Genomic DNA, 12767 nt, shown 5'->3' on the forward strand with positions numbered 1-12767 from the left:
ACATCCGGCGCCGCTGTTGGGCGCGCAGGATCTGCGGCAGGTCGCCTTCCACCGTCCGCCGCCCGGTCAGCCGGGGTACGACGAGGGTGAGGTGGACTCCTTCCTCGACCGCATCGAGGCGACCCTGCTCGGCCGGGACGACGTGACCGAGCCGGACGTGCGACGGGTGCGGTTCAGACCGGCGAGACCCGGCTACTACGCGGCCGAGGTCGACGCGTTCATGGACCTCGTCGCCCAGACGCTCGGCTCCACGCCGCAGCGGCGCCAGGCCACCGCGCCCGCGCAGGGCGCGCACGCCACGTCGACCGGGATGCGGCCCGCGGCCCGGCTGACGCCGCAGGACGTGCGCGGCGTGCGGTTCCACAAGCCCCGGCCGGGCAACCGCGGTTACCACGAGGGCGAGATCGACGCGTTCCTCGACCGGATCGAGAACACCCTGGCCGGTCGGGACGACCTGACCGCGCGCGAGGTGCAGGACTTCGAGTTCAGCTACGCCCCGCCCGGTCGGATCGGGTACGACGAGGACGACGTGGACACGTTCCTCGACCTGGTCGTGGTGACGTTGGAGCGGATGCCCGCCCCGCTCGCCCCCCGACCCGTCCCGCCCGTCGCCCCCTCCACCCCCGCTGTCGCCTCCGCCGCTGCTCCCGCCGTGCCGGTTGTGCCGGCCCGTCCGCGTCCGGGCCCCGGCACCCGCCCGTTGACCGCGCGTGACGTCCGCACCGCCGCCTTCGGCAAGCCGCCGCGAGGTCGGCGCGGTTACCAGGAGTCGCAGGTCGACAAGTTCCTGGACCGGATCGAGAACACGCTGCTCGGGCAGGACGACCTGACCGCGCGGGAGGTGCGCGAGGTGCGCTTCAGCCGGCCCATGTTCGGCCGGCGCGGGTACGACGAGACCGAGGTGGACGCGTTCCTGGCGCGGGTGGAGAAGCAGTTGGGCGACGGTCCGCCGCGGCCGGGCGCGCTGCCGCCGATCACGTCGTGGAAGCAGCTGCGCCTGATCAAGATCCCGCCGGCCGGGCCGGCGCAGCGCGGGTACCGGACGTCCCAGGTGGATCGGGTGCTGGAGGAGGTCGGCATCGCCCTCGACGGCATGATCGGCGCGTCGTCGGCGGAGGTGGCCAAGACCAAGTTCACCCTGTCGCTGGTCGCCGGCCAGGGCTACGACTGCGCGTTCGTCGACGAGCTGATGCCCCTCCTCCTCTCCGAACTCCGCCGCCGCAACCTCTAACCCCCGCGCGAGTCGAACCTCCACGTCCCGCGTGTCGAACGCTCACGACCCCCGAGTTCCACATTCGCGTTCCTGCCGGCTGACGCGAATGTGGAACTCGGGGGTCGTGGAGGTTCGACTCGCGGGACGCGAGGGTTCGACTCGCGGGGGTCAGGGGTCGGCGGTTTCGGCGGCGGTCAGCCACTGGGACTCGACGGTCTCGGCTTCGGCCAGGACGGACTTCAGCTCGGCGTCGAGGGCCAGCAGGCGTTCCGGGTCGGTGGCGGCCTCGGCCAGCGCCGCGTGCAGCTCGGCTTCCTTCTTCTGCAACGTCTCCAGCCGGCGTTCCAGCCGGGCCAGCTCCTTGCGCGCGGCGCGCTGGTCGGCCGCCGACGACGGCGCGGCGGTCGGCTTCGCGACCGGCGCGGCAGCCGCCTCCTTCTGCCGGTCCCGGCGCTTCAGGTACTCCTCGATGCCGCCGGGCAGGTCGGTCAGCCCGCCCTCGCCGAACAGCGCGACCACCTTGTCGCACACCCGCTCCACCAGGTACCGGTCGTGCGAGATCACGACCAGCGTCCCCGGCCACGAGTCGAGCAGGTCCTCCAGCTGCTGCAACGTGTCGATGTCCAGGTCGTTGGTCGGCTCGTCCAGCAGCAGCACGTTCGGCTCGGCCATCAGCAACCGGCACAGCTGCAACCGCCGCCGCTCGCCGCCGGACAGGTCGCCGACCGGCGTCCACTGCTTCTGCGACGAGAACCCGAACCGCTCGGCCAGCTGCGACGCCGACAGCTCCTGCTTGCCGAGCACCACCCGCCGCGCGACCTCCTCGACGGCCTCCAGCACCCGCATCGACCCGTCCAGGTCGTGCAGCTCCTGGCTGAGGTGCGCGAGCTTCACCGTCTGCCCCTGGACGCGCTTGCCGGTCTCCAGCTCCCGCTCACCGGCCAGCGCCCGGAGCAGCGTCGTCTTGCCCGACCCGTTCACGCCGACGATCCCGATCCGGTCGCCCGGCCCGATCCGCCACGTCAGGTCGCGCACCAGCACCCGGTCGGGCACGGTCAGCGTCGCGTCCTCCAGCTCCAGCACGGTGCGCCCGAGCCGCCGCTTGGCGAACGCCAGCAGCTCGACCGAGTCGCGCGGCGGCGGCACGTCGGAGATCAGCGCCTCGGCGGCGTCGATGCGGTACCGCGGCTTGGACGTGCGGGCGGGCGCGCCGCGGCGCAACCACGCCAGCTCCTTGCGGGCCAGGTTGCGGCGCTTCTCCTCGATCGTGTCGGCCAGCCGGGCGCGCTCGGCGCGGGCGAAGATCCAGTCCGCGTAACCGCCCTCGTACTGCTCGACGCGACCGCCGACGACCTCCCACGTGCGGCTGCACACCGTGTCCAGGAACCACCGGTCGTGTGTCACCACGACGAGTGCCGTGCGGCGGGCCAGCAGGTGCTCGGCCAGCCAGCGCACGCCCTCGACGTCGAGGTGGTTGGTCGGCTCGTCCAGCACGACCAGGTCCAGGTCCTGCACGAGCGCCGCCGCCAGCGCCACCCGCCGCCGCTCGCCACCGGACATCGTGCCGACCGGCGAGTCCAACCCGAACCCGGTGATGCCGAGCCCGTCGAGGATGGACCGCACCCGCGCGTCGGCGGCCCACTCGTGCTCGGACTCGAAGCCGAGCGGGTCGATCACGGCGTTGCGGACCGTCGAACCCTCCGGCAGCTCGGTGCGCTGGGTGACGACGGCCATCCGCAGCCCGCGGTTCTGGCTGACCCGCCCCTCGTCCGGTTCGGCGAGCCCGGCCAGCACCTCCAGCAGCGTCGTCTTGCCGCCGCCGTTGAGGCCGACGACCCCGATCCGGTCGCCCTCGCCGACGCCGAGGGACACGCCGTCGAGCAGCGGTCGGACGCCGAACGACTTCGAGACGTTTTCCAGATTGACCAGGTTGGCCATCTACCAGCACCTTCATCGAGGTTGTGCGACAACGCGGCACACCAGCCTAGCCATCGGACCGATGGCAGCCGGGCGCCGAGGAGGATCAGGTCACGCGTGCACTTCGGGCGGCACCGGGCGCGGCGCTTCCTCGGTGCCGATGACGCGCGCGCCGTGCACCGGCCCCTGCGCCACGCGCACCGTGCGGCACACGCCCGCGCCCGCCAGCTCGGCCGCGACGCGCACCGCCGAGTCGCCGTCCGTGCAGAGGAACGCGCAGGTCGGCCCGGAGCCGGACACCATGCCGGCCAGCGCGCCCGCGTCCACGCCCGCGCGCAGCGTGCGGCGGAGGTTGGGGCGCAGCGACACGGCGGCGGCCTGCAGGTCGTTGCCCAGCAGCAGCGCGAGCTGGCGCGGGTCGCCGGAGGACAGCCCTTCGAGGACGGCCTCCGCCTCGCCGACGCGGGGCGGGTCGCCGTCGACGCGCAGCCGGTCCAGCTCGTCGAACACCTCGGGCGTGGACAGGCCGCGCCGGTCGAACGCGAGCACCCAGTGGAACGTGTGCCGGGACAGCACGGGCACGATCCGGTCACCCCGGTCGGTGCCGAGCGCCGTGCCGCCGTAGATCGCGAACGGGACGTCCGCGCCGATCTTGGCCGCGATGCCCGCCAGCTCGTCCCGGCTGATCTCCAGCCGCCACAGCGACGCCAGCCCGACCAGGGTGGCCGCCGCGTCCGCGCTGCCGCCCGCCATGCCGCCGGCGACCGGGATGGCCTTGCGGATCACCACCCGGACCTTCGGGTCGTCGGGGTCGCGGCCGACGTGCTCGGCCAGCGCCCGGACCGCCCGCCAGGCCAGGTTGGACGGGCCGGTCGGCACCGAGTCGGCGCCCTCGCCGCGCACCTCGACCCCGGGGTCGTCGGCGATGGCGACGGTCACCTCGTCGGTGAGCGACAGGGCTTGGAAGATCGTCACCAGGTCGTGGTACCCGTCCGCGCGCAGGTCGCCGACGCCGAGGTGCAGGTTCACCTTGGCCGGTACGCGGACGGTGATGGGGGGCGGGACGACAGCGAGCACGCCTTGCAGCGTACGGGCGTTTCCGGGTAGTCCGCTCCTACCGACCGCTGACCTGCGACGCAGCACACTCCCGGAGCACCCGGCCCGAGCGTTGAACTCAGGCGCCCTGAGCGTTGGACTCTCGCGGGCCGGGTGTTGGACTCTCGCGGGTTGGGGGTTGGGCTCTCGGGTCAGACGGGGAGGACGGAGCCCGCGAAGGTGTCCGTGATGTAGTCCTTGACCTCCTGCGACTGGAGCAGCGCGAGCAGGTCCTCGATCCGCTGGTCGTCCTTCAGCTCGGCCCGGGTGACCAGGCCGTTCGCGTTCGGGTTGCCCTCGGTCGCCTCCAGCGCCAGGGCGTCGGACGCGGGCTTGAGACCGGCGTCGATGGCGTAGTTGCCGTTCACCACGGACGCGTCGGTGTCGTCCAGCGACCGGGGCAGCTGCGCGGCCTCCAGCTCGACGAACTCCAGCCCGCGCGGGTTCTCCGCGATGTCCCGGATCGTCGCGGTCCGCTCGGTGCCCGGCCTGACCTTGATCAGCCCGTTGGCCTGGAGCAGCTGCAGGCCGCGCGCCTCGTTGGTGGCGTCGTTGGCGACGGCCACCTTCGCGCCGGGCGGCAGGTCGGCCAGCGACTTGTGCTTCTTCGAGTACACGCCGAGCGGTTCGAGGTGCACCGGCCCGATCCACTCCAGGGTCGCGCCGCTCTCCGCCTTGAACGTGTCCAGGTACGGCACGGTCTGGAAGTAGTTCGCGTCCAGCGACCCGTCGACCAGCGCCGTGTTCGGCTGCACGTAGTCGGTGAACTCGACGACCTCGACCTTGAGCCCCTTGCTCGCGGCCAGGTTGTCCGCCACGTACCGCAGCACCTGGGCGTGCGGGACGGGGCTCACGCCGATCTTGAGGGCCGCGTTCGGGTCGGAGGCGGCGCCGGTGTCGCCACTACCGCAGCCCACTGCGGTCAGCAGCACGGCGAGCAGGGCAGCACGAATACGCATTTCGTTCCTTTTGGGAGTGGGGAGGAGGATCAGACGGAGGTGGTGCGGCGGCGGTCCACGCCGCGCGCGACCCTGTTGGTGGCGAACTGGATCGCGGTCGCGATGATCGCCAGCACGACGACCGTGCTCCACAGGTAGCGGTCGTTGAACCGCTGGTAGCCCATGCGCACGGCGAGGTCGCCGAGCCCGCCGCCGCCGACCACGCCGGCCATCGCCGAGTAGCCGAGCAGCGCGATCGCGGTCACGCCGATGGCGTTGACCAGCGCGGGCAGCGACTCCCGCAGCAGCACGCTGCGCACGATCCGCAGCGTGGACGACCCGGTGGTCACGGCGGCCTCGACCACCGACACGTGCACCTCGGCCAGCACGTTCTGCACCAGCCTGCCGACGAACGGGATCGCGCCCACGGCGAGCGGCACGATGGCCGCCGTCGGGCCGATGGTGCTGCCGAGCAGCAGCCTGGTCAGCGAGGTCAGCACGACCAGCAGGACGAGGAACGGCATCGAGCGGCCCAGGTCGACCACGAACCCGAGCACCTTGTGGAGCACCGGCCGGGGCTTCAGCCCACCGGGAGCGGTGAGCTGGAGCCAGATGCCGACCGGCGCGCCGAGCAGAACAGCGATCAGGGTGGAGACGACCACCATGTACAACGTCTCGCCGGTGGCGACCAGCACGTCGTCGAACACGATGGACCAGGGTGTTGCGGACCTCACGCAGCTACTCCCTGGGGACCCGAGAGGGTCCGGCGCACCGAGCCGCCGGCCTCCGAGATCCACTCCAGCGCCGAGTCCGCGCGCTCGCCCTTCAGGCCGACGCGGAACCGCGCCACCGGGGTCTCGCCCAGCCTGGTGAGGCCGCCGCCGAGCAGGTTCAGCTCGACGCCGAACCGGCTGGTGGCCTCGGGCAGCAGCGCGCCGACGGCGGCGAAGCCGATCAGCACGACGTCCGCGACCCGGTCGAACGCGCTCTCCGCAGCCGGGTTCTGGTCCACGGCGGGCAGCAGCGACGCGGCCGTGCGGCTGGCGGCGTCGGACACCAGGTCGAGCACCTTGCCGTGCTCCACCACGCGGCCGTCCTCCAGCACCGCGACGTCGTCGCAGATCCGGCGGACGACGCCCATGTCGTGGGTGACCACGAGGACCGTCACGCCCAGCTCGGCGCGCGCCCGGTCCAGCACGGTGAGCACCGAGCCGGTGGTGTCGGGGTCGAGCGCGGACGTCGGCTCGTCGGCCAGCAGCACGGACGGCGACGCGGCGAGCGCCCGGGCGACCGCGATCCGCTGGCGCTGGCCGCCGGAGAGCTGGTCGGGGTACGAGCCGGCCTTGTCGGTCAGGCCGACCAGGTCGAGGAGTTCGGCGACGCGGCTGCGGCGCTGCGGACCGGCGACGCCCGCGGCCTCCAGCGGCAGCGCGACGTTGCCCGCGGCGGTGCGCTGGCGCAGCAGGGAGTCGCCCTGCGGCACGACGCCGATCTGCCGGCGGGCGGCGCGCAGGGCGGTGCCGTCGAGGGAGACGAGGTCGGTGCCGTCGACCCGGATCGCGCCGCTGTCCGGGCGCTCCAGCAGCGCGACGCACCGGGCCAGGGTGGACTTGCCGGCGCCGCTGGGGCCGACGACGCCGAGGACGGTGCCCGCGGCGACGTCCAGGTTCACGCCGTCCAGCGCGCGAACCTGCCCGGTACTGCCGGGGAAGGTCTTGGTCAGGTTCTCGACAGTGATCACGTTTTCGCTCCACGACTGCATGCGGCAGCGCACGCCCGGGGCGTGCGTGGCCGACGGCTCAGCTCAGAAAGGTGTCCCGCAGAAGGACGCGAGGATTCGAAGCGCTTGCTGCTGCTCAGCAGCTGCGACAGGCCGAGGACGTGCGACGGCCGTGGTCGACGACCCGCCGACGGGTGAGCATTCGCATCCTGGGCACGTGATCCTCCATCGATCCTGGCTGAAGCACCTGCCCCCATGGAGGGGTGGTTGCTGCGGCGTCAGGGAGCCAGGTCTCTCGGCCGCTCGGGATGGCACCACGAGTAGACCTGACCGGACGGGGCGGACGCAAGCCCGAAGCGGGATCGTCCGGCAAATCACACTTTCGGCCGAAAGATCAACGACTAGCGAGGCGACGCGGCTTCGGCTATCCGGATGAAGTCGCCGACGCCCAGTTGTTCGCCGCGCACCGCCGGGTCCACGCCCGCGGCGACGAGCAGCCGCTGCGCCTCGGCGGCCGAACCGGCCCAACCGGACAGCGCGCCGCGCAGCATCTTGCGCCGCTGCGCGAAAGCCGCGTCCACCAACGAGAACAGCCGCTTGGGGTCCACAGTGGACAGCGGTTCGTGGCGTTCGAACGCGACCAGCGCCGAGTCCACGTTGGGCACCGGCCAGAACACCGAGCGCGGCACCGGGCCCGCCCGGCGGGCGTCGGCGTACCAGGCGAGCTTCACGCTGGGCACGCCGTAGACCTTGCTGCCGGGACCGGCGGCCATCCGGTCGGCGACCTCGGACTGCACCATCACCAGGCCGGTGCGCAACGACGGCAGCACGGCCAGCAGGTGCAGCACCACGGGCACGGCGACGTTGTAGGGCAGGTTGGCGACCAGGGCGGTCGGCGCGACCGGCAGCTGGTCGGGCGTGACGCGCATGGCGTCCTCGTGCACCACGGACAGCCGGTCGGCCAGCTCGGGCGCGCGCTCGGCCACCGTGACGGGCAGGCGCCCGGCCAGCACGCCGTCGATCTCCACGGCCACCAGCGCGCGGCAGGACGGCAGCAGGGCCAGCGTCAGCGACCCGAGGCCGGGGCCGACCTCCAGCACCACGTCGTCGGCGCGCAGGTCGGCCGCCGCCACGATGCGCCGCACCGTGTTCGGGTCGTGCACGAAGTTCTGCCCGAGCTTCTTGGTGGGGCGGACGTCCAGCTCGGCGGCCAGCCTGCGGACGTCGGCCGGCCCGAGGAGCCCGCTCCCCACCCCCGCCGACGTCGAGTCTCCAGTCACCCGCTCATTCTCCACCACCAGCCGCAGAGGAGTGCTCACGCACCACTCCCCTGAACCACCACGCGAGGTCGCGTCGGTCGTTCGCGCCCGGTTTTCCGGCGATCACGCCCTTCCGATCGCCGGAAAACCGGGCGCGAACGACCGACTTCCCAGCGACCGAGCCGCGCCGCCGAAGGCGGCGCAATTGTTACGGCAGCCCCAGCTTGGATCGGCAGTGGGGCCAGGCGGAGTAGCCGCCGCGGGCGTCGCGCAGCTTGGTCGCCACGGCGATCTGCTGCTCGCGGGTCGCCTGGTGCGGGTAGGCGGCGTACTGGGAGCCGCCGTAGGCGTCCCACGTGCCCTTGTTGAACTGCAGGCCGCCGTAGTAGCCGTTGCCGGTGTTGATGGCCCAGTTGCCGGTCGCCTCGCACTGCGCCAGCCGGTCCCAGACCTCGCCGTCGGGCGGGAGCTTGGTGCCGACCTTGACCTTCTTGGCCTTCGGCTCCTTGGTGACCTTCGCGCCCAGCTTCTCCCGGCCGATCTCCTGGCCGTTCTTCACCGTGACGCGGTAGGTGACGATCTGCTCGCCGGCCTCACCGGGCTCCAGGACCTCTTTCTGGCCCTTCATCATCGTGTCGTCCTTGACCTCCTCGACGGGCGGCTGGACGGCCTCCGTCGCGTTGATCACCGACACGCCGGTGCGCGTGATGTGGACCTCGGCGCCGTTCGTGACGCGCAGGTCCACCGCCGTTTCGAGCTTGTCCTCGGGACCGAGGGTCAGGTTCTCGTTCCGCATCAGCTCCTCGACGGTCACCGCCGTCGTCCGGATCTGACGCGGCTCGTTGCCGCCGTCGTAGACCGTGACGGTCTTGAGGCTCTTGACCTCCAGCGAGATGCCGTGCAGCGGGACGTCCATGCCGCGGTCGTGGGAGAGCCACGCGCCGTCGTCGTCGACCTGGAGCTGGTCCAGGGCCTCGTCCACGGTGACCGAGCGGACCCAGCCCTCGCGCTGCTCGCCGTCGACCGTCATCTTCACCAGCCGGCCGCGGTCCAGCGAGATCTTGCCGCCGTCGCCGACCTTCGCCTGGGGTGACGGGCTGAGCGCGTCGTGCTCGCCGATCACGATGCCCTCGTCGGCCAGGATCTCGCCGACGGTGGACTCGTAGGTGTGGACGGTCTTGGTCTCGCCGTCGACGTCGACCGTGACGGACTTGTCCATCGCGATCGCGGTGGCGCCGCCACCGGAGATGGTCACCAGCACGGTGGCGACCGCGGCCTTCAGGAAGCGCCGCTTCCACTTCCCCGCGGCTTCGACCAGGGCGGCGGGCGGGGCGCTCGGCTGCTCGGCGGCCAGGCTGCTCGCGACCCGGTCCTGGGAGACCTCGTCGGGGATGATGATGGGGGGCAGGAGCGTGGTCTCGGCGTTGATGAGCCGGATCAGCTCGTCGACGTCGACGTTCGCGGACGCCAGCAGTTCGTCCGCGTCCGGGCCCAGCACGTCCAGGACGTCGTCCGGGGTGATGGTGAACACCGCGGTGTCCCACTCGGACGGCGGCCCGGGTCTGTCCAGCACGTCGACTGCGGTCGCGGACGTCGGCTGCACGGGGGTGAACCAGTCGGTGTCCTCGTTGAACGAGTTCACGGGGTGCCATACCTCCTGAAGGCGCGAAGACCGGCTGCGCGCACGTTCGGTGTCGGTGGTCAGCTAGTGATCTCCGGCAACTCCTGTGCGTGTTCGGCTTCGTCGCTTCTGGTGTCAACGTGACCCGCCCCGACGCGGGTGCGCCCCGAACAAGTCTCAGGGCACGGTCACGGGACCGTAACGGGTGGGCGGGGGTTGTGCCAACACCCCGACAACCCTTGTGAGTTCAGTCACTCCGTTAGGGGAGCAAGTCTGTCCGCCATTCGTCGTAAGGAGGATTACGACTTCGCCGCGTCACGAAGTCCGAAGATCCGTTCGGCGTTTCGGGTGATCTTCGTGCCAAGATCGGCCAGGTCGACCTCACGCAACGTCGCGATGTCGCGGAGTGTGTAGTTGGCGCAATAAGGCTCGTTCGGGCGACCCCGGTACGGGTGGGGCGTGAGGAACGGCGCGTCCGTCTCCACCAGCACGTGGTCCTCGGGCGCCCACCGCGCGGCTTCCCGCAGGGCGTGCGCGTTCCGGAACGTGACGGTGCCCGCGAACGACAGCACGAACCCGCGCTCCACGCACGCGCGCGCGAAGGAGAGGTCGCCGGAGAAGCAGTGGAACACCACCGCGGACGGCGCGCCCTCGGAGTCGAGCACCTTGAGGATGTCGTCGTGCGCGTCCCGGTCGTGGATCATCAGCGGCTTGCCGACCCGCTTGGCCAGGTCGATGTGCCACCGGAACGCCTCGTGCTGCGCGGACTTCGGCGCGTAGTCCCAGTAGTAGTCCAGGCCGGTCTCGCCGATCGCGACGACCCGGGGCTGCTCGGCGAGCCGGGCCAGCTCGTCCTGCTCCGCCGCGCCGAACGCGGACGTGCGGGTGGGGTGCAGGGCGACGGCGGCGAACACCCGCTCGTCCCAGGTGGCCGCTTCGGCGGCCCACCGGGCCGCCGCCAGGTCGTCGGCCACCGTGATCACCCGGTCGACGCCCGCCCGCCCGGCCCGGTCCAGGACCTCGCGGACCTGCTCGGGCGTCCGCGCGCCGCAGGCGTCCAGGTGGGTGTGGGCGTCGACCACCGGCGCCGGAAGGGTCTCCGGCGCCGGTGGCCGCTCGCCGCGACGCTTGCTCACCTGACGATCGGGGCCCACTCGGGGCCGGTCTCGCCGAGCTCGGGGTCCAGCTTCGCGAACAGCGGCGCGGGCTTGGCCAGCGGCCTGCCCACCTCGATCGGCGTGGACGCCCACGTGGCCCGCTCGGCCGCGTAGTCGCCGGTCAGCACCGGGTACTCGCGGTCGGGCACGTCGAGGTCGGCGACCTCGGTCAGCTCCGGCTGGGCGGCCCACACGCCGGTTCCGCCCAGCGCCTCGTGCACCTTCTGCGCCGAGTGCGGCAGGAACGGCGTCAGCAGGGCGTTGGCGTCCTGCACGACCTGCAGCGCGGTGTGCAGCACGGTGTCGCGGCGCTCCGGGTCGTCCTTGAGCTTCCACGGCTCCTGGTCGGACAGGTAGCGGTTGGCCGCGCCGACCACCTTCATCGCCTCGGAGGACGCCTGCTTGAACCGGGAGCGGCGCAGGTGCGCGCCCACCACGTCGAACGCCTTGCGGCTCAGCTCCAGCAGCTCGTGGTCGGCCTGGGTCGGGCTGGTCGGCCTCGGCACGGCGCCCACGTTCTTGTGCGCCATCGAGATCGACCGGTTGACCAGGTTGCCCCACTCGTTGGCCAGCTCGAAGTTCGTCCGCCGGACGAACTCCTCCCAGGTGAAGTCGGTGTCCTGGTTCTCCGGCCCGGCGACCGAGATGAAGTAGCGCAGCGCGTCCGGACCGAACTGCTCGAGGAAGTCGGTCACGTAGATCACGGTGCCGCGCGACGTGGAGAACTTCGAACCGCTCATCGTCAGGAACTCGGAGCTGACGACCTCGGTCGGCAGGTTCAGCGAGCCGAACGAGCCGGGCTCGCCGCCCTTCGCGCCCTGGCCGTTCTGGCCGAGCAGCAGCGACGGCCAGATCAGCGAGTGGAAGACGATGTTGTCCTTGCCCATGAAGTAGTAGCCCTGGGCGTCACCGGTCCAGAACTCCCGCCAGGCGTCCGGGTCGCCGGTGCGGCGGGCCCACTCGACGCTCGCGCTGAAGTAGCCGATCACCGCGTCGAACCACACGTAGAAGCGCTTCATGGGCTGGTCGCGCCAGCCGTCGAGCGGGATCGGGATGCCCCAGTCCAGGTCGCGGGTGATGGCCCGCGGCCGCAGGTCGCCGATCAGGTTCTGGCTGAACTTGAGCACGTTGGGGCGCCACTCGGAACGGGTCTGCAACCAGCCGCCGAGGGCGTCGATGAACTGCGGCAGGTCGAGGAACAGGTGCTCGGTCTCGACGAACTTCGGCACCTCGCCGTTGATCCGCGAGCGCGGGTTCTTCAGGTCGACCGGGTCGAGCTGGTTGCCGCAGTTGTCGCACTGGTCGCCGCGCGCGCCGTCGTAGCCGCAGATCGGGCAGGTGCCCTCGATGTAGCGGTCGGGGAGCGTGCGGCCGGTGGACGGGCTGATCGCCCCCATCTCGGTCTTGGGGATGACGTAGCCGTTGCGCCAGAGGGCGAGGAACAGCTCCTGGACCACCTGGTAGTGGTTGCCGGTGGTGGTGCGGGTGAACAGGTCGTAGGACAGGCCGAGGCCGTGCAGGTCGTTCGCGATCACGCGGTGGTACTTGTCCACCAGCTCGCGGGTGGTCAGGCCCTCCTTCTCGGCCTGCACCGAGATCGGCGTGCCGTGCTCGTCCGAGCCGGAGACCATCAGCACCCGGTTGCCCGACATGCGCATGTAGCGGGAGAACACGTCGGAGGGGACACCGAAACCGGAGACGTGACCGATGTGGCGGGGGCCGTTGGCGTAGGGCCACGCCACCGCGGTCAGCACGGAGGCACTCATGGGCCAAGCCTACGGAGGTGGTTCCAGCGGATTTGCGCGGGTCGACTCTGTTCTGAGAATCTGATTCTGATAGTCTGAACT

Annotated in this window: 10 protein-coding genes and 1 riboswitch; of the genes, 1 reads left to right on the forward strand and 9 read right to left on the reverse strand. The window is 71.6% G+C overall.

Annotation, left to right across the window (positions count from 1 at the left end; genetic code table 11):
* The first annotated feature begins 16 nt into the window (after window positions 1-16).
* Window positions 17-1231, forward strand: coding sequence for a DivIVA domain-containing protein (locus AB0F89_RS03645; RefSeq protein WP_367132519.1), 1215 nt, complete (start codon window positions 17-19; stop codon window positions 1229-1231).
* A 150-nt stretch (window positions 1232-1381) separates the two neighbouring features.
* Here the strand turns inward: AB0F89_RS03645 and AB0F89_RS03650 are convergent, their stop codons facing one another.
* The 9 genes from AB0F89_RS03650 to metG form a co-directional block, all read right to left on the reverse strand.
* Window positions 1382-3151 carry an ABC-F family ATP-binding cassette domain-containing protein gene (locus AB0F89_RS03650; protein WP_367132521.1) on the reverse strand — a complete coding sequence of 590 codons (1770 nt, stop codon included), beginning with the start codon at window positions 3149-3151 and terminating at the stop codon, window positions 1382-1384.
* A 90-nt stretch (window positions 3152-3241) separates the two neighbouring features.
* On the reverse strand, window positions 3242-4207 hold the full coding sequence (locus AB0F89_RS03655; protein WP_367132523.1) for a 4-(cytidine 5'-diphospho)-2-C-methyl-D-erythritol kinase: 966 nt from the start codon (window positions 4205-4207) through the stop codon (window positions 3242-3244).
* A gap of 170 nt (window positions 4208-4377) precedes the next feature.
* The gene (locus tag AB0F89_RS03660) at window positions 4378-5184 is read right to left on the reverse strand and encodes a MetQ/NlpA family ABC transporter substrate-binding protein (protein ID WP_367132525.1); all 807 of its coding nucleotides are present in this window, start codon (window positions 5182-5184) and stop codon (window positions 4378-4380) included.
* A 29-nt stretch (window positions 5185-5213) separates the two neighbouring features.
* Entirely contained in the window at window positions 5214-5897 is a 684-nt protein-coding gene (locus AB0F89_RS03665; protein WP_367132527.1) for a methionine ABC transporter permease, read from the reverse strand.
* Window positions 5894-6904 (reverse strand): methionine ABC transporter ATP-binding protein, encoded by a 1011-nt coding sequence (locus AB0F89_RS03670; RefSeq protein ID WP_367132529.1) that lies wholly within the window; start codon window positions 6902-6904, stop codon window positions 5894-5896. The genes AB0F89_RS03665 and AB0F89_RS03670 overlap by 4 nt, the downstream gene beginning before the upstream one ends.
* Before the next feature lie 201 nt (window positions 6905-7105).
* A riboswitch (SAM riboswitch) is annotated at window positions 7106-7198 on the reverse strand.
* Between the two features lie 86 nt (window positions 7199-7284).
* On the reverse strand, window positions 7285-8163 hold the full coding sequence (rsmA, locus tag AB0F89_RS03675) for a 16S rRNA (adenine(1518)-N(6)/adenine(1519)-N(6))-dimethyltransferase RsmA (RefSeq protein WP_367138686.1): 879 nt from the start codon (window positions 8161-8163) through the stop codon (window positions 7285-7287).
* Between the two features lie 187 nt (window positions 8164-8350).
* Window positions 8351-9784: a transglycosylase family protein gene (locus tag AB0F89_RS03680; protein WP_367132531.1), complete on the reverse strand. Its 1434-nt coding sequence runs from the start codon at window positions 9782-9784 to the stop codon at window positions 8351-8353.
* Window positions 9785-10062: 278 nt separating this feature from the next.
* Window positions 10063-10899, reverse strand: a complete 837-nt coding sequence (locus AB0F89_RS03685; RefSeq protein WP_367132533.1) for a TatD family hydrolase — start codon at window positions 10897-10899, stop codon at window positions 10063-10065.
* A complete protein-coding gene (metG, locus tag AB0F89_RS03690) occupies window positions 10896-12686 on the reverse strand; it encodes a methionine--tRNA ligase (protein WP_367132534.1) in 1791 nt (596 codons plus the stop codon). Before metG ends, AB0F89_RS03685 begins: the two co-directional genes overlap by 4 nt.
* Window positions 12687-12767: the final 81 nt, after the last annotated feature.

The sequence above is a fragment of the Saccharothrix sp. HUAS TT1 genome (genome assembly GCF_040744945.1).
GTDB lineage: Bacteria > Actinomycetota > Actinomycetes > Mycobacteriales > Pseudonocardiaceae > Actinosynnema.

Excerpts from the sequence above, each read along its gene's own strand:
- metG (WP_367132534.1), bottom strand. The coding sequence starts at position 12,686 with ATGAGTGCCTCCGTGCTGACCGCGGTGGCGTGGCCCTACGCCAACGGC.
- AB0F89_RS03660 (WP_367132525.1), bottom strand. The coding sequence starts at position 5,184 with ATGCGTATTCGTGCTGCCCTGCTCGCCGTGCTGCTGACCGCAGTGGGC.
- AB0F89_RS03650 (WP_367132521.1), bottom strand. The coding sequence starts at position 3,151 with ATGGCCAACCTGGTCAATCTGGAAAACGTCTCGAAGTCGTTCGGCGTC.